The organism is Nonomuraea basaltis (assembly GCF_005893125.1).
In the GTDB taxonomy this organism is placed as follows: Bacteria; Actinomycetota; Actinomycetes; order Streptosporangiales; family Streptosporangiaceae; genus Nonomuraea; species Nonomuraea basaltis.
This window is the reverse complement of record NZ_VCJS01000006.1, coordinates 67,064-91,422: the sequence shown is the minus strand read 5'-3', so window position 1 is coordinate 91,422 and position 24,359 is coordinate 67,064. Positions and strand designations below refer to the sequence as shown.

20 protein-coding genes and 1 pseudogene are annotated in these 24,359 nt (G+C 70.3%); 11 read left to right on the top strand and 10 right to left on the bottom strand.

The window, feature by feature from the left end; all coding sequences use genetic code 11:
- Positions 1 to 58: 58 nt before the first annotated feature.
- Genes EJK15_RS04475 through xylA form a run of 3 tightly spaced genes read right to left on the bottom strand, consistent with a single transcriptional unit; the run spans position 59 to position 3,050 of the window.
- On the bottom strand, positions 59 to 1,162 hold the full coding sequence (locus EJK15_RS04475) for a Gfo/Idh/MocA family protein (RefSeq protein WP_138709067.1): 1,104 nt from the start codon (positions 1,160 to 1,162) through the stop codon (positions 59 to 61).
- Positions 1,159 to 1,902, bottom strand: a complete 744-nt coding sequence (locus tag EJK15_RS04470; protein ID WP_138709066.1) for a sugar phosphate isomerase/epimerase family protein — start codon at positions 1,900 to 1,902, stop codon at positions 1,159 to 1,161. The genes EJK15_RS04475 and EJK15_RS04470 overlap by 4 nt, the downstream gene beginning before the upstream one ends.
- Positions 1,899 to 3,050, bottom strand: coding sequence for a xylose isomerase (gene xylA, locus EJK15_RS04465; protein ID WP_138709065.1), 1,152 nt, complete (start codon positions 3,048 to 3,050; stop codon positions 1,899 to 1,901). The genes EJK15_RS04470 and xylA overlap by 4 nt, the downstream gene beginning before the upstream one ends.
- Before the next feature lie 90 nt (positions 3,051 to 3,140).
- Between xylA and EJK15_RS04460 the strand changes: the two genes are divergently transcribed.
- Positions 3,141 to 4,253, top strand: coding sequence for an ROK family transcriptional regulator (locus EJK15_RS04460; RefSeq protein ID WP_138709064.1), 1,113 nt, complete (start codon positions 3,141 to 3,143; stop codon positions 4,251 to 4,253).
- Between the two features lie 56 nt (positions 4,254 to 4,309).
- Positions 4,310 to 4,747 (top strand): GNAT family N-acetyltransferase, encoded by a 438-nt coding sequence (locus EJK15_RS04455; RefSeq protein WP_138709063.1) that lies wholly within the window; start codon positions 4,310 to 4,312, stop codon positions 4,745 to 4,747.
- Here EJK15_RS04455 and EJK15_RS04450 read toward each other — a convergent pair.
- Both EJK15_RS04450 and EJK15_RS04445 read right to left on the bottom strand, forming a co-directional pair.
- Complete coding sequence (locus EJK15_RS04450) at positions 4,741 to 5,409, bottom strand: DinB family protein (RefSeq protein WP_240776763.1); 669 nt, start codon at positions 5,407 to 5,409, stop codon at positions 4,741 to 4,743. The two genes, EJK15_RS04455 and EJK15_RS04450, sit on opposite strands and share 7 nt — an antisense overlap.
- 17 nt (positions 5,410 to 5,426) lie before the next feature.
- Entirely contained in the window at positions 5,427 to 6,602 is a 1,176-nt protein-coding gene (locus EJK15_RS04445) for an MFS transporter (protein ID WP_138709062.1), read from the bottom strand.
- A gap of 124 nt (positions 6,603 to 6,726) precedes the next feature.
- Between EJK15_RS04445 and EJK15_RS04440 the strand changes: the two genes are divergently transcribed.
- The 4 genes from EJK15_RS04440 (at position 6,727) to EJK15_RS04425 (ending at position 13,437) form a co-directional block, all read left to right on the top strand.
- Complete coding sequence (locus EJK15_RS04440; RefSeq protein ID WP_138709061.1) at positions 6,727 to 9,381, top strand: MGH1-like glycoside hydrolase domain-containing protein; 2,655 nt, start codon at positions 6,727 to 6,729, stop codon at positions 9,379 to 9,381.
- Between the two features lie 191 nt (positions 9,382 to 9,572).
- Positions 9,573 to 12,587 carry a GH92 family glycosyl hydrolase gene (locus EJK15_RS04435; protein ID WP_240776762.1) on the top strand — a complete coding sequence of 1,005 codons (3,015 nt, stop codon included), beginning with the start codon at positions 9,573 to 9,575 and terminating at the stop codon, positions 12,585 to 12,587.
- Positions 12,588 to 12,763: 176 nt separating this feature from the next.
- A complete protein-coding gene (locus EJK15_RS04430; protein WP_138709060.1) occupies positions 12,764 to 13,042 on the top strand; it encodes a hypothetical protein in 279 nt (92 codons plus the stop codon).
- A complete protein-coding gene (locus tag EJK15_RS04425; RefSeq protein WP_138709059.1) occupies positions 13,039 to 13,437 on the top strand; it encodes a PIN domain-containing protein in 399 nt (132 codons plus the stop codon). The genes EJK15_RS04430 and EJK15_RS04425 overlap by 4 nt, the downstream gene beginning before the upstream one ends.
- A gap of 114 nt (positions 13,438 to 13,551) precedes the next feature.
- On the opposite strand, the pseudogene EJK15_RS74185 reads toward EJK15_RS04425, so the two are convergent.
- Positions 13,552 to 13,719 (bottom strand): annotated as a pseudogene (locus EJK15_RS74185) (hypothetical protein); the annotation flags it as partial.
- A complete protein-coding gene (locus EJK15_RS04415; RefSeq protein ID WP_206060644.1) occupies positions 13,637 to 16,987 on the bottom strand; it encodes an ATP-binding protein in 3,351 nt (1,116 codons plus the stop codon). The gene EJK15_RS04415 and the pseudogene EJK15_RS74185, both read right to left, overlap by 83 nt.
- Before the next feature lie 224 nt (positions 16,988 to 17,211).
- On the opposite strand from EJK15_RS04415, the gene EJK15_RS04410 reads away from it, so the two are divergent.
- Positions 17,212 to 17,874 carry a hemerythrin domain-containing protein gene (locus EJK15_RS04410; RefSeq protein ID WP_138709058.1) on the top strand — a complete coding sequence of 221 codons (663 nt, stop codon included), beginning with the start codon at positions 17,212 to 17,214 and terminating at the stop codon, positions 17,872 to 17,874.
- A gap of 85 nt (positions 17,875 to 17,959) precedes the next feature.
- Here EJK15_RS04410 and EJK15_RS04405 read toward each other — a convergent pair whose 3' ends face one another.
- Entirely contained in the window at positions 17,960 to 18,445 is a 486-nt protein-coding gene (locus EJK15_RS04405; RefSeq protein ID WP_240776760.1) for an ArsR/SmtB family transcription factor, read from the bottom strand.
- 134 nt (positions 18,446 to 18,579) lie between these two features.
- Between EJK15_RS04405 and EJK15_RS04400 the strand changes: the two genes are divergently transcribed.
- The 4 genes from EJK15_RS04400 (at position 18,580) to EJK15_RS04385 (ending at position 22,463) form a co-directional block, all read left to right on the top strand.
- Positions 18,580 to 19,794, top strand: a complete 1,215-nt coding sequence (locus tag EJK15_RS04400; RefSeq protein ID WP_138709057.1) for an MFS transporter — start codon at positions 18,580 to 18,582, stop codon at positions 19,792 to 19,794.
- A 1,039-nt stretch (positions 19,795 to 20,833) separates the two neighbouring features.
- On the top strand, positions 20,834 to 21,457 hold the full coding sequence (locus EJK15_RS04395; RefSeq protein WP_138709056.1) for a histidine kinase: 624 nt from the start codon (positions 20,834 to 20,836) through the stop codon (positions 21,455 to 21,457).
- Positions 21,415 to 21,894 carry a sensor histidine kinase gene (locus tag EJK15_RS04390; RefSeq protein ID WP_171074109.1) on the top strand — a complete coding sequence of 160 codons (480 nt, stop codon included), beginning with the start codon at positions 21,415 to 21,417 and terminating at the stop codon, positions 21,892 to 21,894. Before EJK15_RS04395 ends, EJK15_RS04390 begins: the two co-directional genes overlap by 43 nt.
- A complete protein-coding gene (locus EJK15_RS04385; RefSeq protein ID WP_138709054.1) occupies positions 21,834 to 22,463 on the top strand; it encodes a response regulator in 630 nt (209 codons plus the stop codon). The genes EJK15_RS04390 and EJK15_RS04385 overlap by 61 nt, the downstream gene beginning before the upstream one ends.
- 67 nt (positions 22,464 to 22,530) lie before the next feature.
- On the opposite strand, the gene EJK15_RS04380 is transcribed toward EJK15_RS04385, so the two are convergent.
- Both EJK15_RS04380 and EJK15_RS04370 read right to left on the bottom strand, forming a co-directional pair.
- Entirely contained in the window at positions 22,531 to 23,373 is an 843-nt protein-coding gene (locus EJK15_RS04380; protein WP_138709053.1) for a phosphotransferase, read from the bottom strand.
- 237 nt (positions 23,374 to 23,610) lie between these two features.
- A complete protein-coding gene (locus EJK15_RS04370; protein ID WP_138709052.1) occupies positions 23,611 to 24,012 on the bottom strand; it encodes a hypothetical protein in 402 nt (133 codons plus the stop codon).
- Between the last annotated feature and the right edge of the window lie 347 nt (positions 24,013 to 24,359).

Sequence of the window (24,359 nt, the reverse complement as noted above, 5' to 3'; positions counted from 1 at the left end):
GCCTGTCTGTGCCGCGAGGGCTGGGCGGCGGTGCCGCCGCCACAGCCTGCGGTGATGGTCAGGACAGGGTGGCGGCGTACGGGTCCCAGCCCGCCGGGAGCGGCTCCGGCGCGGTCAGGGTCGAGATGATCGGGCGGAACTCCGAGCGCTCGCCCGAATCCGCGATCGCGGCCATGAGCTCCAGCACGTGGTACGCCAGCTCGCCCGAGGCGCGATGCGGCGTGCCCGCGCGGATCGACCTGGCCAGGTCCAGGACGCCGATGCCGCGACTGGCTGTGGTGCCGGACAGCGGCAGCTCCCGCCAGTCCACGTCACGCAGGCCGCGGGCCAGCAGCGGCCCCTCGAAGGTGTTGGGGTCGGGGAGGGACAGCGCGCCCTCGGTGCCGATGATCTCGATCATCCTGCGGTTGACGGCCGAGTCGAAGCTGAACGTGGCCGACGCCGTGGCGGAGCCGGGAAAGTCGAGCAGGGCGTTGACGTGGGTCGGCACGGCCACCGGGAAGACGGTCCCCTCCTTGGGGCCCGAGCCGACGACGCGCTGCTCGCGGGCCTTGCGGGTGCCGGCCGCCACCTGGGAGACGGGGCCGAGCAGGGACACCAGGGCGGTCAGGTAGTAGGGGCCGAGGTCGAAGAGGGGGCCGCCGCCGGGCTGGTAGAAGAACTCGGGATTGGGATGCCAGGACTCCGGGCCGAGGCTCTGCGTGGCCGCCGTGACGGCGACCGGCTCGCCGATGAGGCCCGAGCGCAGGGCGTGCAGGGCGGACTGGAGCCCGGCGCCGAGGAAGGTGTCGGGGGCGCCGCCGGCGCGCAGGCCGAGGTTGGCGGCCTCGGCCATGATCTTGGCGCCCTCGTCGGTGTCCATGGCGAAGGGCTTCTCGCCGTACACGTGCTTGCCGGCGCGCAGTGACTCCAGCGCGACGGCCGCGTGCGCGGACGGGACGGTGAGGTTGACGACGATCTCGACCTCGGGCACGGCGAGCACCGTGCCGAGGGTGCCCGACACGGGCACGCCGTGCTCCCGGGCGACGGCGGCGGCGCGCTCGGTGTCGAGGTCGGCGACGCCGAGCACGCGAACGTCGGGGAAGGCGGTGAGGTTGCGGAGGTACTGGCCACTGATCACTCCGGCGCCGGCCAGGGCGACGCCGACGGGGCCGTTGCTCAAGAGCCCTCCAAGGAGGTGAGGTAGGCATGGCTGTCCGCGAGTGCGGCGAAGATGTCGCTCGCGCACTCGTCGAGCTCGACGATGCGCCGGGCGTCCGGGGCGGCGGCGAGGATCTCGGGCACGGGCATGACGCCCTGGCCCACCGCGGTGTGCGGCTTGCCCTTGACCACCGGACCGTCCTTGACGTGCAGCGCCAGCGTGCGCGCGGCGAGGCGGCCGAGCAGGGCGGGCACGTCGGCGCCGCCCACCGCCGCCCAGTAGGTGTCGATCTCCAGGAACACCTCGGGGGCGAGCAGGTCGGCCAGCGCCTCGATGGCGTGCCGGCCGTCGATCCGCGGCTCGATCTCCCACCAATGGTTGTGGTAGCCGATCCGCATCCCGTGCCCGGCCGCCTGCTCGGCCAGGCCGTTCAGCAGGTCGGCCGTGCGCTGGAGGCCGTCGCGCGTGGTGAACTCCTCGTGCGCGATGCCGCCAGGGATGATCACCAGGTCGGTGCCGACCGTGGCGATCGCGTCGAAGACCTCCGCGGGCTCCCGGCTGAGCAGCGCGTACGCGTGCGTGCTCGACACGCTCAGCCCCAGGTCGTCGATCACCTGGCGGAACCCCTTGGGGTCGGTCGTCGGGTCGAAGGGCTCCACGGCCCGGTAGCCGATCTCCGCGATGCGCCGCAGCACGGCGTCGCGGTCGGCGGCCAGCGGCTCCCTGACGGTGTAGAGCTGGACGCTGATGGGTTCGCTCACCCGCGTACCCCCATGAGGTGCTCCAGCGCGAGCTGGTTGAGCCGGGTGAAGTGGAAGCCGCGCAGGGCCGCCGCCTCGACGTCGAAGTCGTCCTTGCCGAGGTCCTGCCAGGTCTCGCCGGCGGCCAGGGTGGGCTGGGCCAGCTCGTCCACGCGGGAGTTGCGCAGGGCCTCCTGGACCTCGGGGTCCTGGCGGAACTTGGCGGCCTTGTCCTTGAGGATCAGGTAGGTGCGCATGTTGGCGGCGGCCGAGTCCCACACGTCCTCGGGGTCATCGGTACGCAGCGGCTTGTAGTCGAAGACGAGCGGGCCGTCGTAACCGTGGGTCTCCAGCAGGTCCACCAGGAAGAACGCGCTCTTGAGGTCGCCGTGTCCGAAGATCAGGTCCTGGTCGTACTTCGGGCCGTGCTGGCCGTTGAGGTCGATGTGGAAGAGCTTGCCGCGCCACAGGGCCTGGGCGATGCCGTGTACGAAGTTGAGCCCGGCCATCTGCTCGTGGCCGACCTCGGGGTTGACGCCGACCATCTCGGGGTGCTCCAGCTCGTTGATCAGGGCCAGGGCGTGGCCGATCGTGGGCAGGAGGATGTCGCCGCGGGGCTCGTTCGGCTTGGGCTCGATGGCGAAGCGGATGTCGTAGCCCTTGTCGATGACGTACTGGCACAGGAGGTCCAGGGCCTCCTTGTAGCGGTCCATCGCGGCCTTGACGTCCTTGGCGGCGTCGGACTCGGCGCCCTCGCGCCCGCCCCAGCAGACGTACGTCTTCGCGCCCAGCGAGGCGGCCAGGTCGAGGTTGCGCATGACCTTGCGCAGGGCGTAGCGGCGCACGTCGCGGTCGTTGCTGGTGAAGGCGCCGTCCTTGAACACCGGGTGGGTGAACAGGTTCGTGGTGGCCGCGGGGACCTTCATGCCGGTCTCGTCCAGGGCCTTCCTGAAGGCGGCGATGGCCTTGTCCCTGTCGGGCTCGACGGCGAGCAGGTCGTCGTCGTGGAAGCTGACGCCGTGCGCGCCCAGCTCGGAGAGCCGGTGGACGGTCTCGACCGGGTCGAGCGCGGGCCTGGAGGCGTCGCCGAACGGGTCACGGGCCTGCCAGCCCACGGTCCAGAGGCCGAAGGTGAAGCGGTCGTCGGGGGTCGGGCTGAATGCGGTCATTTGCGTGCGCTCCTGAAGATTAGTCCATAATCTGTACATAATCCTGAGGAGGTGGGGAGGGTGCCGTCAAGAGGGGTCCGGCATGATTCCATGCGCGCCCGTAACTTGGCCGTAGTACTGGGTGCCATCCACCGAACAGGACCTCACACCCGGGCCGCGCTCGCTGAGATGACAGGGCTGACCAAGACCACCGTGTCCAGCCTGGTCGCGGACCTGCTGGAGGCGGGCGTGGTGACCGAGAACGGCGCCGTGCGCGCCGGCGAGCGGGGCCGCCCGGGGGTGGCGGTGAGCCTGAGCGGCCGGCGGGTGGCCACGCTCGGACTGGAGATCAACATCGACTACCTGGCCGCCTGCGTCGTCGACCTCACTCGCACCGTACGGCTGCGCCGCACCAGGCCGGCCGACAACCGCAACTCCAATCCGGCCGCCATCCTGCAGCGGCTGCGCGACCTCGGGAAGGAGACCACGGCCGAGGCAGAGGAGGCCGGGCTGCGGATCATCGGCGCCGCCCTCGCCGTGCCCGGGACCGTGGAGGGCGAGGTGCTGCGCAGCGCGCCGCATCTCGGCTGGCGCGACGTGCGGGTGGAGGGCCTGATCGACCTGCCGTTCGCGATCGACAACGAGGCCAACCTGGCGGCCCTCGGCGAGCTGTGGTTCGGCTCGCGGGCCGCGGACTTCCTGTACGTGTCCGGCGAGATCGGCATCGGCGCCGGGCTCGTCGTGGACGGGACGGTGTTCCGCGGCACGTTCGGGCTGGCCGGTGAGCTGGGCCACGTCGTCGTCGTGCCCGACGGGCCCGCGTGCCGGTGCGGTGGGCGCGGCTGCCTGGAGGTGTACGCCGGCCAGGACGCCCTGCTCGGCCCGCTGGACTCGGTCGCCGCGCTGGTGACGCGGCTGGAGTCGGGTGACCCGCGGGCGCAGGAGGCGTGCGAGCGGGCCGGCCATGCGCTCGGCGTGGCGCTCACCTCGGCCGTCCACCTGCTGGACCCCGGCAGGATCGTGCTCGGCGGGATCTTCGCGCCGCTGTTCCCCTGGCTGGAAGGGCCGGTGGCAGAGGGGCTCGGGGCCCGGCTCGGGCAGATGCGCGGCACGCCGCCCGCCCTCGTGGTCTCGGGGATCGGCGCGGACGCGGCGGTGCTGGGGGCGGCAGGGCTGATCATCCAGCAGATCCTCGCCGACCCGGCCCAGGCGCTCGGCCTCTAGCCATAGTGGTCAGGTGCGGTGAAGTACTCGGAACGGAAAATTCATAGCATGTCACCATGTTGATCGAGGAACGCGTCGCGGACGACGCCGAGCTGGCCGTGCTGCTCGACGCGGCGTTCGCGGAGCTGGTGGCCCGCTACGGGCTCGAGGGGCGTTCGCAGGTGCAAGCGGGGGCCAGGTATCTGGTGGCGTCGCTGGACGGCCGGGCCGTCGGGTGCGGCGCCGTCCAGCCCGTGGACGCCGACACCGGGGAGCTCAAACGGATGTACGTGATGCCCGGCTACCGCGGCCGCGGGGTCGCCACGTCGCTGCTGACGGCGCTGGAGGAGCTGGCCCGTGGGCTGGGGTACCACCGGCTGCGGCTGGCGACCGGCGAGCGGCAGCCCGAGGCGATCGCGCTGTACGAGCGGTTCGCGTACACGCTGACGGAGCCGTACGGCAAGTACGTGGACGCGCCCCTGACCCGCTGCTACCAGAAGGCGCTGGCTCAGTAGTAGCCCTTCTGGCCGTCCAGCAGTTCCCTGATGACGTCGGCGTGGCCGGCGTGCCTGGCGGTCTCCTCGACCATGTGGATCAGCATCCAGCGCAGGGTGGCGCCGGCGGAGCGGAAGTCGGGGTGCTTGCCCACGCCGTCCAGCGAATTGGCGGCGACGATCTCGTTGGAGACGGCGCACTGGCGCTCGTACTCGTCGAGGAGCCGGGCCAGCGGGACGCCCTCGACCAGCATGTCGGCGTCCTCGACCGTCTCGTCGAACTGCGGGTTGCCGGCGGAGCTGTGGCCCAGGAACAGGACCTCGAACCAGCAGTGCTCGGTCCAGCGCATGTGGGACACCAGGCCTGCCATGGTCATGAGTGGCGAGGCGGGCAGGACGGGCCGGTGGGCGTCCTCGTCGGACAGGCCCTCGCATTTCCACTGGATGATCGCGCGTTGCATGTCGAGCCAGCCGAGGAGCTGGGTGCGCTCGTCTGCGACCAGGGGAGGGCGTACGCGGGGAATGGTCATGGGGCCGAACGCTACTTGAGCTCCGGCGGCATCGCACCGGGTTTTCGCGGCGCGGCGCAGCCGCTCGGACGCCTCGGGCTTCAGGCGGTGGACCGAGTCCAGGTCCCCGCCGCCGACCACGGCCTTCTTGGCGTTGAAGGCGCGGACCCACAAGCCGGCAGGGCACGGGGTCAGGGGGGCTTGCTGAGCCACCACAGGGATGCCGCCATGAGGAGAGCGGTCAGGCCGCCACAGATCATCACGGTGGAGACCGAGAAGCCGTCGACGACGCTGCCGCCGAGGAACGCGCCGAGTGCGAAGGTCCCTTGGAACGAGGAGGTGAAGATGACCGTGGCGCCTTCGGGCGTTCGGGGAGCGGACTTCAGAAACCAGGCCTGGGAGCAGACCGGCACGCCGCCGTAGGCCAGACCCCAGAGCACGAGCAACACGACGGCGCCGACGGTCGTGGTGCCGACCACGGGCAGCAGCAGGGTGGTGGCCGCGATCAGGCAACCGATGGCGGCGAAGACGCCTCGCAGTCTTGTGGCGATGACCCTGCCCACCAGGAAGTTGCCGGCGACCCCGGCGATGCCGTACGCCAGGAGGACGGCGCTGACGGCCGCGGGGTGCAGGCGGGTGACGTGCTGGAGGAAGGGCGTGACGTAGGTGTAGGTGCCGAAGTGGGCGAGGACGATGAGGAAAGTGGCCAGCAGGGCGATTTTGGTGCCGCGGTTGCGCAGGAGGTCGAGCAGCACGCGCGGGCTGGTGACCTGGCGGGCGGGCAGCCGCGGCACCAGCGTCAGAAGGGCGACCAGGACGAGCACGGCCAGCGCGGCCAGGGCGAGGAAGGCGGTTCGCCAGCCGGCGAGGTGGCCGATGAAGGTTCCGGCCGGTACGCCGAGCACGGAGCCCAGCGGCACGGCGGAGAAGATCAGAGCCGTGGCGGCGCCGACCGATGGCGGTGGCGCGAGGCGACCGGCCAGTCCGGCCCCGATCGACCAGAAGCCGCCGATGGTGAGGCCGACGAGCACCCTGGAGATCAGCATGACCCAGTAGGAGCCGGCCACGGCCGCCAGCACGTCCGCCACGGCGAGCACCGCCATGAGAGCGCACAGCATCACCCGGCGGTCCGAACGGGCGGTGGTCAGCGTGACGACGGGCGCGGCGATCGCGGCGACGATGCCGGGCAGTGTCATGGTCAGCCCTGCGGTGCCATCGGAAATGCCGAAATCGCCGCCGATGGTGGTCAACAGGCCGATGGGCAGGATTTCGCTGGTGACGATGGTGAAGATCCCCAGCGTGACCGCGGTGACCGAGAGCCAGCTGATCAGTGGCGAGCGTGGTGGAGTGAGTGTGGTCGTTGACATGGTTCCCGTTCAGGCAGGATCGCGTGGAATGCGGTAGCCAGCCAAGCAGTGATGAAGCGGTGGACACCGGCAGGTTTAGGACTGCACGGTGGTAAGAAGGCGTGAGCCGGAGGATGCTGCGCCCATGGATGCTGAACGGGAACGACTGCGGCAGTCGGCCGCTCCGGACGCGCCGTGGCGCCGGTGGGGGCCGTACCTGAGCGAGCGGCAGTGGGGCACGGTCCGCGAGGACTACAGCCACGACGGCGACGCGTGGAACCACTTCCCGCACGATCATGCCCGCTCGCGCGCCTATCGGTGGGGTGAGGACGGGCTCGGCGGCGTCAGCGACGACAAGCAGCGGTTGTGCCTGTCGGTGGCGCTGTGGAACGGCAAGGACCCGATCTTGAAGGAGCGGCCGTTCGGGCTGACCAACGGGGAGGGGAACCACGGCGAGGACGTGAAGGAGTACTACTTCTATCTCGACAGCACGCCGACGCACTCCTACATGCGGTTCCTGTACAAGTACCCGCAGGGGCCGTTCCCCTACGACGATCTGGTGGCCACCAACGCGGCCCGGGACCGGCGCGCCTTCGAGTACGAACTGCTCGACACCGGCGTTTTCGACGGCGACCGGTATTTCGACGTCTTCGTCGAGTACGCCAAGGCCGCTCCCGACGACCTGCTCGTGCTCGTCACCGTGGCCAACCGGGGGCCGGACGAGGCCACGATCCACGTCCTGCCGACGTTGTGGTTCCGGAACACCTGGTCGCCGGGGACGGCGCCCAAGCCGGTCATGCGGGAGGCACAGGGCATGATCGAGACCGAGCATCAGGACCTCGGCACGTACCGGCTGTACTGCGGGGCCGACGCGCCCCTGCTGTTCACCGAGAACGAGACCAACAACGAGCGCCTGTTCGGCACCCCGAACGCCACACCGTTCGTCAAGGACGGCATTGGCCGCCACGTCGTGGACGGGGACGCCGGCGCGGTGAATCCGGACCGGACCGGTACCAAGGCCGCCGCCCACCACACGCTGACCGTGCCCGCGGGCGGCGAGGCGACCGTGCGGGTCCGGCTCTCCGCCACGGACGCGCCTGATCCGCTCGGGGACGGGTTCGACGAGGTGATGAGGGAGCGACGGCGAGAAGCGGACGACTTCTACGCCGGGCTCACCCCCGAGAGCGCGAGCGCCGACGAGGCCTTGGTGCTCCGCCAGGCCCTGGCTGGCCTGCTGTGGAGCAAGCAGTACTACTTCTTCGACGTCGAGACCTGGCTGGCGGAGCACGGCGCCGACCCGTGGACGCGTACGGCGCCCCGCAACCACGGCTGGTTCGACCTGGACGCCGACGACGTGCTGCTCATGCCGGACAAATGGGAGTATCCCTGGTTCGCGGCCTGGGACCTGGCCTTCCACGCGGTCGCGCTCGCCCCGGTCGACCTGGAGCTGGCCAAGCACCAGGTCGAGGTGCTGCTGGGCGACCGATACCTGCACGCGAACGGGCAGGTGCCGGCGTACGAGTGGGGGTTCGGCGACGTCAACCCGCCGGTCCACGCGTGGGCCGCGCGCTTCATCACCAGCATGGAGCGGCGGCTCACCGGGCGCAGCGACCTGGACTTCCTGGAGCGGGTGTTCCAGAAGCTGCTGGTGAACTACACCTGGTGGGTCAACCGCAAGGACACCGACGACAACAACGTGTTCCAGGGCGGGTTCCTCGGCCTGGACAACATCGGCGTGTTCGACCGGAGCGCCCCGCTGCCGACCGGGGGGACGCTCGACCAGGCCGACGGCACGGCGTGGATGGCGTTCTACGCGCAGACCATGCTGCAGATGGCCGCCGAGCTGTCCGACCGGGCGCCCGCGTACGAGGATCTCGCCGTCCGCTTCGCGCAGCACTTCCTGCGCATCTCCGCCTCGATCGACCGGGTCGGCGACGTCAAGGACGAGGTGTGGGACGAGGGGGACGGGTTCTTCTACGACGTGCTGCGGCTCCCGTACGGCGACGCCGCCCGGGTCAGGGTGCGCTCCATGGTCGGGCTGCTGCCGCTGTGCGCGTCCACCGTCTTCTCGCCCCGTGCCGAGCACGCCCGGTTGTTCGACCGGATCGGGGAGTTCGCGCGGCGGCATCCCGCGCTGGCCGAGGGCATGTCCGCCGCCGACCGGCCGGGCGTGGCGGGCCGCCGGCTGCTGTCCTTGCTGGACGACGGGAAGCTTGAGCGGGTGCTGACCAGGATGCTCGACGAGCGGGAGTTCCTGAGCCCCTACGGCATCCGGTCGTTGTCGCGCTTCCACGCCGAGCATCCGTACGAGCTGCGGGTGGACGGGGAGGCGTACCGCGTGGCGTACCTGCCGGCCGAGTCCGACAGCGGCATGTTCGGCGGCAACTCCAACTGGCGGGGCCCGGTCTGGTTCCCGGTCAACGCGCTCATCGTCCGCGCGCTGCTGCACCTGTACGCCTTCTACGGCGACGACTTCACCGTCGAGTGCCCGGCTTGGTCCGGCAACCGGCTGACCCTGTACGAGGTCAGCAAGGAGATCTCCGACCGCCTCGTCCGCATCTTCCTGCGCGGCCCGGACGGGCGGCGGCCGGTGTACGGAGGGCAGCGCACGTTCCAGGAGGACCCGCACTGGCGCGACCTGATCCAGTTCCACGAGTACTTCCACGGGGACGACGGCGCCGGCCTCGGAGCCGCTCACCAGACCGGGTGGACCGCCCTCGTGGCCGCCTTCATGATCATGTACGGGCGGCTCTCCGCCGATGACTTCCTGACCGGCGACCGGATGGAGGAGTTCGGATAGGCGCCCGGGCGCGGGATGGCCGCTGACCTCGGCGGCCACGGTGCTCGTCGTGCTCGCCGCGATGCGTGCGATGCGGCTGTGGAGGGTGAAGGCGGAGGGCAGGACGCCGGTGCGGCCTTCTTATCGGCCCGGACTCCTGTGCTTACGCAGGCGTTCACGGCACGGTTGATGTGGGACGGTGTGATCACGAGGTGCTCTCTCCCCGTTCGTGGCTCGCCATCGCGTTAGCCGGCACGATGGTCGCCACCGGCGCCGTCGCCGCACCGGCGGAGGCCACCGCCGCAGCCCCCACCCCCGCCTCCGAACCGGTCCGCCACGTCGATCCGCTGATCGGCTCGGCCAACGGCGGCAACACCTACCCCGGCGCCGTCCTCCCGTTCGGGATGATCTCCTGGAGCCCGACCAACACGGCCGGCGACCAGACGAACGCGGCCGGCGCCAACGGCTACTCCTACGCCACGCCGCGGGTGCGCGGCTTCGCGTTGACGCACGTCAACGGGGCCGGCTGCCATCCGGGGGCGGCCGGAGACATCCCGATCATGCCGTACGCCGGCCAGGTCGCGTCCTCCCCGACGGCGGACACCACCGACGCGATCTACGCGAGCGGCTTCAGCCACGACAAGGAGACCGCGCAGCCCGGCCGGTACACCGTCACCCTCGACTCCGGCGTCCAGGCGGACCTCTCGGTCACCGCCCGCGCGGGCGTCGGCGAGTTCACCTTCCCGAAAGGCTCGCCGGGCAACCTGCTGTTCCGGGTGTCCAACTCGCTCAACGGCAGCGAGGACGCGGAGATCGAGATCGATTCCGCCACTCGTACGGTGACCGGCTCGGTGCTGACCGGCGCGTTCTGCGGCCGCCGCGCCAACGGTGGGGTGAACAACCGGAAGAGCTACTACAGGCTGCACTTCGCCGCGACGTTCGACCGCGCCTTCTCCGGCACCGGAACGTGGGTCAACGGCGACCTGCGGCCCGGCGGCACCACGGCGAGCGGGGGCGAAGGGTATGCGACGGGCGCCGACCGTGCCGGGCGCGGCTCCGGGGGATACGTCACCTTCGACACCGCCTCCGACGCCGACGTACGCGTGAAGATCGGCATCTCGTACACGAGCTTGGACGCCGCCAAGCAGAACCTCGCCCACGAGCTGACGCCCAGGGACGACGTCGCATCCGTGGCCGCAAAGGCGCGCCGCGCCTGGAACGAGCGGCTCCGCTCGATCGAGGTGGCCGGCGGCTCCGCCGACCAGCTCACGACGTTCTACACCGCCCTCTACCACTCGTTCCTCCAGCCCAACATCACCAGCGACGTCGCGGGCACCTACCTCGGCAGCGACGGCAAGGTGCACCGTCTGGCCCGCGGCCAGCGCGTCCAGTACGGCAACTTCTCCGGCTGGGACCAGTACCGCGCCCACACCCAGTTGCTCGCCCTGCTCGAGCCGCAGGTCGCGGGCGACTACGCGCAATCGCTGTACAACCTCGCCCAGCAGAACGGCGGCGTGTGGGACCGCTGGGTCCACATCAACGGCCCCACCCACGTGATGACCGGCGACCCGTCGGCCCCGGCCCTCGCCGGCTTCCACGCGCTCGGCGTGCGCAATTTCGACGTACGCGGCGCCTTCGACTCCCTGGTCAAGCAGGCCACCGTGCCGCACCCGTCCGGACTGTCCGACAAGGGCTGCCCGGGACAGTGCGAGGGCCAGCGCCCGAACCTGGCCGAATACCTGCGGCTCGGATATGCGCCTCAGGACACCTGCCACTGCTGGGGCGGCGCCGCCGAGACGCTGGAGGACTCGGCCGCCGACTTCGCGCTCGCCGACTGGGCCAAGCGGCTCGGCCGCAACGCCGATCACGAGCGGCTGATGCCGCGGGCGAGCTGGTGGCGGAACACGTTCAACCCGTCGGCCGGGGCGGAAGGCGGCTACCAGCAGGCGCGTAAGGCCGACGGCGGCTGGCTGTGGCCGTTCTCCGCGACCTCCGACGCGGGCTTCGCCCAGGGCACGAGCGCGACCTACACCTGGATGGTCCAGCACGACGTGTCCGGGCTCGCCGCCGCCATGGGCGGCAAGGAGCGGGCCGCGCAGCGGCTCGACGCGTTCTTCCACCGCCCCGACGGGTCGTGGGCGACCGGCGGGGACGGCTTCCGCTACGACCCCACCAACGAGCCCGGCATCCACACGCCGTGGCTGTACAACGCGCTCGGTCAGCCCTGGAAGACCCAGGAGACCGTACGCGCAATGGCGTCCCTGGTCTACAAGACCGGTCCCGGCGGCCTGCCCGGCAACGACGACCTCGGGACGATGTCCGCCTGGTACGTCTTCGCCGCCCTCGGCCTGTATCCCCAGACGCCGAGCCGCGCCGAGATGCTGCTGTCGAGCCCGATGTTCCCCAAGGCGTGGATCAAGCGCGACGGCCGGACCACGATCACGGTGACCGCCCCGCAGGCCGGCCCGGACGCGATCTACGTCCAGGACGTCCGCGTGAACGGCCGCCCGCACACCCGCTCGTGGCTCCCCGAGTCCGTGCTCAACAAGGGCGGCGACATCCGGGTGAACGTGGGCCCGACGCCCAACGAGTCCTGGGCCACGGCGCCCGCCGACCTCCCCGTCGACCAGCCGCCCGCCGCGGCGGCCCCGATCCCGAACCTGCCGGAGCCGTGCCTGCCGTCCGGGTCCCACTGCCTGCAGCGGCCGCAGTACGACGTGGACGGCGTGGCCACGACCGACGCCAGGGCGCAGGGCAACCTGGACGGCAAGGGCTGGAGCTTCCCGGCGGAGCAACTGCCCGAGCCCGGCACCCGGACCGTGTCCGGCGCCGACTACCTGATCCCCGGCACGAAGGGCGCCGCGGGCAACTTCCACAGCCTCCGGGGCCAGCGCACGTACCTCACCGCGGGCCGCTACAGCGCGCTCGACCTGCTGGTCACGGCCGTGAACGGGGACCAGCAGACCGACGTCACGATCACGTACGCGGACGGCAGCACGTCGGTCGTCCCGCTGAAGGTGACCGACTGGGCGAGCACCTCCCCGCACTTCGGGGAGGAGCCCGTGATCACGGCCGACACCCGCTACCACGTCAATGGGACGGCGGACGGGAGGAAGGTGACGATCTGGCACGTAAGCCTGCCGCTGGAGCCGGCTCGCGAGGCGGTGTCGTTCACCAGCTCCGCGACGCCGAACATCAAGGTGTTCGCCATCAGCGGCCGTACCTGAGAGGAGCTTGAGCCGGGCACGCCGCCGTGCCCGGCCGCCTACCTCAGCAGATCGCGACCGCTGCGCTCGACGGGCCAGCCTATAACGTGATCACGCCGTGGCGCGCGCCTCGGCGGCTGATCGCAGCCGGCGCGAGCTCCTTCCACCTATAGCATTTCTAATGCCATAATGGGTGCATGGTTGATGACGTTGACTTTCCTCCCGGTGATGGCCCTAGCAGTGGGATCTCCGTCACCCTTGCCGCCGGCACTCTGCAGGCGATCCGCGAGCGGGTCGGCAAGCGGGGTGTGTCCGCGTACCTGGAAAGGGCGGCTCAGCGTCAGATCGAGCGGGACAATCTGGACGAGCTGATCGCCCACTTTGATGAGGTCCATGGCCCTGCCGACCCGGCGGCCGTGGCGGCCAAGCGGGCCCGGCTCACCGGCGATGCGCCCGGGGCGGGGGCCGCTGCGTGAGTGGTGTCTTGGTTCTGGACAGCGAGGGCCTGGCGAAGGCCGTGCAACGGGACCGGGAGATGCACGAGTGGCTGACGGCGGCTCGTGACGCGGACGCTCCTGTTGTCACCTCCGCTGCGGTACTGGTCGAGGCGATCCACCCGAAGATCAACGATGCCACGCTGAAGTGGACGCTGTCGCGCCTGCGTGTGGAGCCCGTCACCCAGGCTCTCGCTCAGTCCGCCGCAGCTCTGCTGAGGAGCGCGGAGTTGCACGGTCACAAGTACGCCATCGACGCCATGCTGTGCGCGACCGCTCTCCAGCATCGAGGCCGGGTGACGATCCTTACCTCCGATGTCGAGGACATTGGCTTGCTCACCGCCGGTCATCCGCGGGTAGTGGCCGAGAAGGTCTGACACAGGCAGGGGCGCATGCGCGTAGCCACCCGCACCATCCAGAGTCGGCAGATCCAGCGTGATGAACTCCGCGCCGACGCTGGCCACCTCCTCGGCCGCCGCCGCCCGCACGTCGTACGCCTTGACGATCGCGCCGAGCCGGCGGGCCGTGGAGACCGCCTGCAATCCGGCGACGCCGGCCGCCGGCCAGGTGTGTGCGTCAGTGGCGCAGATCTTGGCAGCGCCTGAGTGCCTCGCGTTCCCACAGCGGCGCTTCCCAGCGACGCGCGACCTCGACCGCATGGGCGAAGTGCCCGGCCGCCTCCTCGTCGCGGCCGAGAAGGAGGGCGAGTTCGCCCAGCGAGTGCGCCACCGGGCGCATCACCACCGACAGGGCCGCGCCTCCCGCCAACAGGTCGCGGAGCGGGAGAAGCATCTCCATGAGATCCTCGGCCTCGGCACGCTCGCCCAGCGCGACCACGGCCATCGCGCGCAGCGTGGCGAACACGGACTGATAGAAGTCCCGGCGCAGGGGCGGAAGATCGGCGCGCACCGCCCTGGCCTCGTCCAGCCGTCCGGCGGCGGCCAGGGAAACAGCCAGCGCGTCGGCGAGGATCGGGCCCGCGGACTCGTACATTCTCCGCAGGACCGGCTGGAACTCATCGATCCGGCCCTCGCTGATCCGGATGCTGATCATCGCAAGCCCGTGGACGGTCTGCGCCTGGATCGATCCATCCCGCCGCATCTGCTCGTTCACGGCGCCGTACAGTCTCTCGGCCTCGTCGAGTTGTCCGGCGACATGGGCGAGCATGGCCTGAGCGCACATCATGACGATCTGCCACTCCCGCATCTGGTACGTCCGCGCGAGCTTGATGCCGCGCTCCATCCGGGCCAGCAGCGCCTTCTTGTCGCCACGGACGCCCGCCACCGTGGCGGCGGTGAACTCGGCGAACCACCCGAAGGCGATCAGTTCGTGCTCTCTGGCCAGCGCGGCCAGCTGCTTAGCGAGGGCCGAACGGAGGTCGGGCTCCCGGTCGTAGTCGGCCTCCTTGATCAGGAGCGTGAGGCTCAGCGCCGATATCGCCGGGTCGTTGAGATCACGTGCCAGTTCGGCCGCCTCGCGTGCCGCGGTGGCGCTCCGAGGGTCGCCTTCTCCGTCGAGCTCGCAGACGAAGACTTCCAGGAGGCGGCACCGCGTCACCGGCTCCAGGTCGGTACGGCGGAGCAGCCGCGAGAGCAGGCCCACGGCATGCGTGTCCACCACGCCATAGGGACGGGTCTGCCAGGGCGTGGCCTCGATCCATGACGTGAAGGCGGTCACCAGCAGCTCGTCCCTGCCGGACTTCTCGGCGATCTGGACGGCCCGTTGCCGCGTGGCGCGGGCCGTGGTGATGGCTCCGGCGCGGGCGTGGGCCCTGACGAGCATGCCGAGCAGCTCGACGCGCCGAGCGTCGCGGTCGCCCGGCTCGGTGACCCGCTCGAAGCAGTCCAGTGCCTGGGTCAGCTGTTCGACGGCCGTGTCGTGGGCGTATCGCCGGGTGGCGAGCTTCGCGGCCAGGACCGAATAGTGCACGGCCGGCGGTGCCGTGGTCGATGTCGCCGCCCGCGCGTAGTGGTAGGCGAGGGCGGTCGGCTCGTCCGGGTGCAGCGCCCGTAGCGCGTCCGCGGCCCGCGCGTGCATGCGCGTCCGCCGTACCTGGGAAAGATCCTGGTAGAGCGTGTCGCGCACGATGGCGTGCACGAACCTGACCCGCCCCGGTGACGGCTCCGTCAGCAGGCCGGAGAACACTCCGGCCTCCAGCGCGTCGAGGACCCCGTCCTCGTCGCTGTCCGCGGCGTTGACCAGGGCCTCGACGTCCGCTTCCCGGCCGACCACCGCGGCCAGGCGCAGCACGCTCACCGCTGCCGCCGGAAGCCGAGCCAGGCGGCGACGCAGCACGTCGCGCACGCCTTGGGGCACCGTTGACAGCGTTCCCTCGCTGGCCAGCAGGCGCGCGGTCTCCCAGACGTAGAACGGATTGCCGCCGGTGCGCTCGGCCAGCGACGCGAGCGTCCGGGTATCCACGGGCCGGTCGCAGATGGACGTCACGAGCCTCTCGACGTCGCCTGCGGGCAGGCCGTCGAGTTGCAGCCGCATCGGAGAGTGCCGGGCGACCGCGGCGAGGACGTCCTCCTGCGCTTCCGTGATGTCCGAGTGGCGGTAGGCGGCGATCAGCAGGATGCGAGCGTCGGCCAGCTGCTGGACAACCGCTCCGAGCAGGGCGAGGGTCTCCTCGTCGGCCCTGTGGAGATCATCCAGCACGATTGCCAGCGCACGACCCGATCCGCCCTGGACGATCGTGCGCAACCAGGCGCACACCGCACGATGGAGCCGGAAGCGCCCGGCCGAGGCGTCATCCTCGATCAGCGGCGCCTCGCCCAGAAGAGGGGACAGCGTGCTCTCGTGCTCACCTGGGGGAAAGTGAGCCGCCAGCGGACGCAGGACCTCGAGCCAGGCCCATGCCGGGGGCGCGCCTTCCGTCTCCGGGCAGCGTCCCACGCTCACCAGCCAGTGCGCGGGATCCAGTTCGTCTTGCAGGCGGTCCAGCAGTGCGGACTTTCCCGCCCCCGGCTCGCCTGCCAGGAGCGCGATCCTGCGCGTCCCGGTGAGCACGTCGCGTGCCGCCTCCGTGAGCGCGGCCAGCTCGCCCACCCGCCCCACGAACAGCGGCCTGGCGCCTGCGGTGTGCCGCGCGGCGTCCGCGGCGGGGGCGCCCGGCGAAACCGGTGAGGCCACACTCGCGGACTGCCGCGCGACGGAGGCATGAAGCACCCCCATGCGCTGGCCGAGAACGGCCTCCTCCAATTCCACCAGCGCGGGTCCGGGATCGATGCCGACCTCGTCGGCCAGCGTGCGGCGGGCGCGGCGCAGCGCATTCAGCGCGTCGGCCTGGCGGTCGCTGCCCCACAAGGCCAGCGCGAGCAGCCGCCAGCCCTCTTCGCGCAGCGGTTGCTGACGGGTGAGGACTTCAGCCGCCGGAACGGCGTCGGCGGCGGGTGCGGACCGGAGCATCATCGTCACGAACAGCTCACGAGCGCTGAGCCTGAGCTCCTCCAGCCGCGCCACTTCGGGGACGGCCCACTCCTCGTCCGCCACCTCCGCGAACGCTCCTCCGCGCCACAGACCCAGCGCGTCCGAGAGAAGAGAGCGCGCGCGAGCCGGCTCGTGGTGAGCCCGCTCCCGCGCCGCGCGGACGAGCCGTTCGAACCGCCATGCGTCCACCGCGTCGTCGTCCAGCCGCACGGCGTACCCCGGGGCGGCGCTGACCAGCACCCGAGCCAGAGCACGCGGCGGCCGGTCCGGCTCTATGGCACGCCGCAGGTGCGACACGTACGACTGGAGCGCCGCCGTGGCCTGGGGCGGAGGCTCGTCCCGCCACAAATCCTCGATCAGCCGGTCCACGGACACGACATCGCCTCTGGCGAGCACGAGTCGCACCAGGACCGCACGCTGGAGCGGCCCGCCGAGCTGGACGGGCGTTCCCTTCACATCAGCGTGGAACGTGCCAAGCACTCGAATCCGGATCGTCACCGAACGAGTCCGGCCGGACGTACAGAAGACCGGCTAGCGGCCGTAGAGCGGTCGCACAACGCACCGGTAAACGCCCGTTCCGGGACAAAGATGAGCACGCAGAACATCGTAGGTCTCCCGGATCCATCTCCCAAGTGTTCCTCAAGGCGAATCCAAGCGATCAGGAGAGAGTTAGCAGTGAGGACGGTTGCCGAACGCCGGCCCCGGGAGGAGACACGACGGTCATGACAGACCAGGCACCGCCGAACGCCCACGACATGAGCATCGTCCACAGAGTGTTCCGCAGGGAGTCCCGGACGCTGGCCGAAGCCGTCACCGCGGCGGGCCCACGAGACATCCCCCGCGCACGCGTCCTCGCCGCGCACTTTCGCGCCTACGCGCTGGTACTGCGCCACCATCATGCGGCAGAGGACGACCTCCTCTGGCCCAAGCTGCTGGGGCGGGTGGACCTGGAGGCCGACCTGGTCCTGCGCATGGAAGCACAGCACGAACAGCTCGCGGTCGGCTTGGAGAGGATCGGCGACCTGTTGCCCGAGTGGGAGCAGACGGCGGCGGCACAGGTCCGAGACGAGATCGCGCTGGCTCTCGTCGGTCATCGCGCCGCTCTGCTCGACCACCTCCACGAGGAGGAGACCCACGTCCTGCCCTTGCTCGAGGAGCACATCACCGTCGCGGAATGGGAGGAGATCCGCGACACGTTCATCACCTTGCCCAGCGAAGGCAGAGCGCCAGACCTTCTCGGCGCCCTGCTCGAGGAGGCCACCGCGGACGAACGCGCCCACCTCATCGGCGAACTCCCCCTTTCCACCCGCTTGAGCTGGCGGTTCATCGGCCGCCATCGCTACGGCCGCCGGATGCGGATGATTCGCGGTCAAGGCGCCCCCTGAACACCCCTCCGCACGTCACCGGGAGCCCGCCCACCGCCGACACACGATGGACGGCACCAAGTCCACCCTGATGAGACGGCGGAAATCATCCCGTCACCCCACATGCCGGAGGTGTCCCGCACAAGGACGCCCCGAGATCAGTCGTCATGTACAGGACGTTGCGCCCGCATCGCTCCCGCGCGATGAGCCCGCTCTCGCGGAGCACGCCGAGGTGCTGCGACACCGCACTGGGCGTGACACCGAGCGCGCGAGCCAGATCCGTCGTCGTCGCGGGGGAGCGCAGCGCCTCCAGCAGTTCGGCCCGAGTCCGGCCGAGCAGCCGGACCGCGCTGTTCGAGGGTGCCCGCGTCCCCGCGCTCCACAACGCGCCGACGCCCCGTGCCGGATAGCGCACCGTGGTCTGCGTGGACGTCCTCTTCTTGATCAGCACGTACGGCGACCCGAGAGCGACCGACATGAGGACCAGCCCGCCCGGACCGCGATCCACGACGCGCTCGGTCCGCCAGCGCGCTCCCCCCAGCATCAGCCGGCCATCGCGCCAGCGCAGATCCGGGTGCAGGCCGGCGAACAACTTCTCGCGGCGAGATCGCGAACCGCGTCGCCGCCAGCTCCGCCACGCCGAGCTGGATCGTCAAGGCCATGGTCGATTATGTAGCGCCGGCCTAAAACATGTCGTGGCGGCGCCCGGCCCGTGAAGATCCCGACATGGCGCAAACCAATGCTGAGCCACGCTTGTCGCCGGTCTACTGGCGGTTCTGGTGGGCGACGGGTTTCACCACCGTGGGTGACGGGGCGTTCGCGGCGGTTGTTCCGCTGCTGGCCGTCACGATCACGCGCGACCCCCGGCTCGTTTCCGTCGTGTCCGCGGCGACGTATCTTCCCTGGCTGCTGCTGTCCTTGCCGGTGGGGGCGCTCGTCGACCGGCACGACCGCTTCGCCCTCATGTGGCGCTCGCAGGCCATCCAGGCCGTGATGGTCGGCGTCATCGCGATTCTTGCCGCGTTCGGCCAGGCCGGCATCCTGACGCTCGCGATCGTGGCCTTCGGGCTGGGGGCGTGCGCGGTCGTTTCCGGCAACGCGGCACAGGCGATCTTGCCGGACATCGTCGGGAAGCCGCTGCTGCATCGAGTGAACGGCCATCAGCAGACGATCACCACGATCGGCCGGCAGTTCGTGGGTCCGCCGATCGGCAGCCTGCTCTTCGCGGTCGCCGTGGCGCTGCCGTACGGGATGGCCGCAGGCTCGTTCGCCCTGGCCGCCGCGCTGCTGGCGACACTGCCCCGGCGTGGTCGCCACAAGACGGAGCCGCCACCCATGCGCACGGCGATCGCGGACGGCCTGCGCTGGCTGGCCGGGCACCGGCTGCTGCGTACCCTCGCGGTTCTGCTCGGTGTCAACACCTTCTGCTTCCAACTCGCCAACGCGACGCTCGTCCTGCTGGCGACCCAGACCCTGGATCTCAGCGCGCTTGTTTACGGTGTGCTGCTCGCGGGCGCCGCGGCCGGCAGCCTGCTCGGCGCTCTGGTCAACGCGCGCGTCGTCAAGAGGATCGGTGCCTTTCCCGCACTCCTCACCGCGCTCGCCACGAACGTGGTCGTCTTCGCCGGGATCGGGCTGAGTCCGAACGCGATCGTGCTCGGGGCCCTGCTGGCCGTCAACGGCTTCGTCACAACGCTCTGGAACCTCGTGACCGTCAGCCTCCGGCAGGAGATCGTGCCGTCCGGGATGCTCGGCCGGGTGAACAGCGTGTACAAGATGCTCGGATGGGGGCTGATCCCGCTCGGGGCGCTGGCCGGCGGGGTGGTGGCGCACGCGTTCGGGTTGCGCGCTCCGTACCTCGTCGCGGGTGTGCTGAGAGGGATCGCCCTGCTGGTCGCGTTGCCCGTCATGATTCGCGCCATCCGTGACCAGCGGTCGTGAGTCACCTTCTACACCGGCGCTCCACGGCTTCCGCCTCCTCGAAGTGATCGACCATGGTCCCTGTGCCGCCGATCCAGCGAGCCAACGCACCGCACAGGGTCGATTTCCCCACACCGGGACTGCTGCCCACAACCGGCAGCAGCCTGCCACACCCCAGGGACCAGCCCCACGTGAGCCGCACGCCGGGCGGCACCGGTGGGCGTTGTGAGGACCGGGCGTGCGGTGATGGTCGGCGGCGTCGTGGCCGATTAGGATCAAGTCATGCCCTCCCGCGCGAGGGCATGTCGCCACGCGCCGCCTGGTGAAGGTGCTTGGCCTCCGGGTCCGAAGGCAGCAAGATCGGTACTGACACGATCAAGGGCCTGGTTCTGCAAGCTGCGCTGACGGTGCGGGAACGTCCGCCGGTGCTCGTCATCGTCTCCGCCGGTTTTCACACAGAACGTCACGCAGAGCCCAATGGATGGATGTGGTTGCGGCCATGTTGGGACGCAAGTCGAGATGCGGGAACGATCGGCACTAGGTGATCGTCAACTCGCGATGAGTTCATGATCTCGGGGGGCCGAAGATGTGTGACCGTCCACCGTCCGCGTTCATCCGTAGTGCACCATCCGACCCCAGGAGAGCCCGTGGTCCGGCCTGCATGGCGATTGCCTTCGCCGTCGCCGTGGGGTCCAGCGCCGGTCTCGGCTTTTCCGCTGGCCAGGCCGTACGAGCAGACCGCTCTGTCGCTCAGTCTCCTGCGGCGAAGCGAACTCATCCACCGTCGCAGGATGCTTCTTCCTCGCCTGCTCCAAGCTCGGTTGCACAAACGCCGGTCGCCACGCCGAAGCCCACGCCCGCTCAGCAGCTGAAGCGGCCTGCCGCGCGCGAGAAGAAGCGCGTGCGGCACGCCACGGCGCACAAGCCTGCAGTCGTCAAGAATCGCGTCCATGCCAAGCGTCCGCAGCGCCTCAGGATCGATCGACTGAGGGAGCGCATCCGCAAGGCCATATATGCGCAATTGCTGAGACACTTGCGCAGCCGGTCCGGCAGGTAGCCGGTGTTGCACCTCGCTACTGGTATCTCGGGGACAGCAGCCGCAGAGGTCGCGGCGCTGGTGGCCGCGGCCGTGTCCCTGGCCGTCACGCTGGCCCATCTCATCGGCGCGACGCAGCCCGCGCTGGGCGCCGACGCGCTGGGGATGGCCGAGAGCGTGGCGCTCATGGTGTTGGCCGGCCTGGTCCTCCGGTACGCGCCGACACGGCAGGCCGCGCCGGCCGCACTGGCGGCGGGCCTGGCCGCGGCCACCTGGCTGCTGCGCGTCTTCACCCCCGCTTCGCCCCTGGAAGGGCTGGGCGTGTGCACGTTCTGGGGGCTGGGCGCGTTGCTGGCCGCCGTTGTCGGCGGTTACCTGCGTTTTCTCGACGTACGGCAGGACCGCGCGGTGGCCGACGCTCGCACCGCCTTGCGGCTTCAACTGGCCAGGGACCTGCACGACTTCGTCGCGCATGACATCAGCGAGATGCTGGCGCACGCCCAGGCGGGCATGGTCGCGGGCGATCCTCGGCAGGCGCTCGAACGTGTCGATGCCGCGGGCCAGCGGGCCAGCGGGCCATGTCGATGCTGGATCGCACCCTGGACATGCTGCACCACGATCGGCCCCTCACCGCCGCCGGCGACCTGAGCGGCATCCGCGAGGCCGCCGAACGCTTCTCCGCCGCCGGTCCCGCGCAGGTCCGCCTCCACATGGACCCCGCCGTGACGGTTCCGGCGGAGACCGCGGCCCTGGCCTACCGGATCGTCGTCGAAGGACTGACCAACATCCGGCGGCACGCTCCCCAGGCCGGCCGGGTCGTTCTCAGCGTCAGCGCCCGATCCGGATTCCTCGAGATCACGATGACCAACGACGGCGTGAGCCGAACGCGTGGCAGCCGGAGTGGCGGCTCCGGCCTGCCCGGGCTGGCCGCGCTCGTCCAGGCGCAGGGCGGCGAGCTGGTCACGCAGGCCGTACCGGAGGAGTGGTCGCTGACGGCCCGCCTGCCGCTGGCACAATCGCCGGTGTGGCCACCCGTATCCTCATCGCCGACGACCAGGAAGGCATCCGCAGCGCCTTCCGCATGATCCTCGACGCCCAGCCCGACATGACCGTGGTGGCCGAGGCCGCCGACGGCCGCGCCGCGATCGATACCGCCAGGACGATCGAACCCGATGTCGTGCTGGCCGACATCCGGATGCCCAGGGCCGACGGCATCGAGGTGACCCGCGCCTTGGCCGGCACCGGCATTCATGTCGTGATCGTCACCACGTTCGGGCTCGACGAGTACGTGCACGCCGCCCTACGGCACGGCGCCTCCGGGTTCATCCTCAAACGCTCCGGCCCTGCTCTGCTCATCGAGGCCATCCGGGCCGCCGTGAACGGCGACATGCTCATCAGCCCGCAGCTCACCGTCCGGCTGCTGCGCCAGCGCAACCTCCCCCACGAAACACCGAACGTCGTCCTCACCGAACGTGAGGACGAAATCGCGATGATGGTCGCGCACGGCAAGACCAACGCTGAGATTGCCGCGGAACTCTTCCTCGCCCCGGGCACGGTCAAGAACCACATCGCCTCCATTCAGCGCAAGACCGGAGCCAGAAATCGGGCCGGCATCGCCTCGTGGGCGTGGGCCACCGGCAGAGCCGAGCCATGATGCGGTACGCACTGGCAGTTCCCTGGCTTGCTCTCATTCGCGGTGGCAACGGCAACTTCGGTAGCCCCTAGGCGTCCTTCTCAAGCCAGGCGACGATGCTGCGCACGAACCCCTCGACGTTCACCAGCGGACGGCCGTCAAGGACCCCGACGAGATGCCCGACGCCGAACACGGCGTCGTAGACGCGGGCGCGTCGGTAGGTCTCGGGGTCCACGGCCTGCCTGACGGTGTCCCAGCCGTGCCAGGCCATCAGAGCCGCGTCGATAGCGGGGTCGAACAGGTGCGCTTGATCCCAGTCCAGGACGCCGATCAGCTCGCCGTCCCTGCTCCAGTGCACGTTGGCGCCGCCCAGATCGCCGTGGACCAGCGCATCGGGTACGGCTTCCAAGGCCACCGCCGCTTCCAGACGCCTGTGGACCTCGCTCCGCCATCCGCCCGGCAGATGCGGAACGACCTCCTCAGCCAGGACCTCGGCCCAGCCCTGCCCCCTTGGGGCGTTGAGCAGCTGCCCAAGGCGTGGAGTGACGGTGACCTCCCGCACAGCGCGCAGCAGTTTCCCGATCTGGTCGGGGTCGCCCTGCCCCTCGGGCTGTGCCTCACCGCCAATCCAAGAGACGGCGACCGCCGCGCGCTCACCGAACCAGGTCACGGGTGTGAGCGGCTCCGGTACCGCGAAGGGCAGCCCGGCCTTGGCGATCTCCCGCAGCGCCTCCATGCGGCGCGGCATCTCCTGCGCCGACGACGGGCGCTTGCTCACCCGCACGGCTGCTGTTCCTGGGATGACTACGACGTGGTGGAGATTGCCCTCTGTGACCTGGGCGGTGTCAAGGGAGCGGCCGGGGAGAAGGGCGTCGGCGATCTCCAGCAGTTCGTTGGTGGTCGGGGCGGCGGGCGTGGGGCTTCCGGTCATGTCGTCAATTACACGTCAGCGAGCGGGACATGGCCGCGCTCGTGGTGACGGCGCTGACCGAGCGGGGGCACGGACGACAGGCGTACACGTTGTACGGGCCGCAGGCGCTCACCCGGCGCGGCAACCATCCATGACTCGGTGTGATGCGGTGAGACGTACCGTCACCACCGAATCTGCGACAGAGCCGGCAGAAATAGCGGGCGGCGGCAGGGAAGTCCTCTGCTTCCCGCTCGTGCCTCAGAAGCGCTTCGAGTAGCGGGTGCCCCGGTAGTAGATCTTCACGCCGTCGGGCTCGGAGGCACTGTGCCCGAAGGAGTACTTGCCGATGTTGCGATAGCTGGTCTTACCGGCGGCGACCTCCACATAGCCGAAGTCGGACTGGTGGTCGCGCACGATCGAGTACTTGATCCTGCTGGCGCAGTTGTTGGCCACCCGGACCTGCCATTTGGGATCGGACCAACCGTCGTTGTTCAGCTTGGTGCGGGTGGCTTTCACACAGGAGGGCCAGGCGGCGGCCGCGCGCTGGGCACTCGAGCTCGCGACCGGGGTCAGGCCGGCGGCCGAGCCGGTGGCGGCCTGCGCGGTCAGTGGGGCGGCGAAGAACGTGGTGCCCGCAGCCAGGAGAGCAAGGACTCGCATCGGGTTCCTTCCGGAGCAGTGAGTTTCGCCGAGATGCGGCGTGTGCGTTTTGGATACATCCTCGATCAGTCGGTTCGTCCTGGGGCTCGTCCGCGGGCCGCAGGGCCACCGACGACGGTCTGGGGCTCGGCCTGTCGATCGTCGTCGCCATGCTGGCACGCGGCTTTCCGGCCGACCAAGGGATCTTTGTCCAGAGATCGTCCAAAGTGGCGCTCGCCCCGTTGGACAAATGAAACCGCAGGTCAGAGCGCATCCACTTGGGGCATCGAGGAAACACCGCGCGCTTGTCCGGGAGCAGCACCTGACCCGCAGTGTCGGTCATCTTCCAGAAAATCAGCCGAACCGCT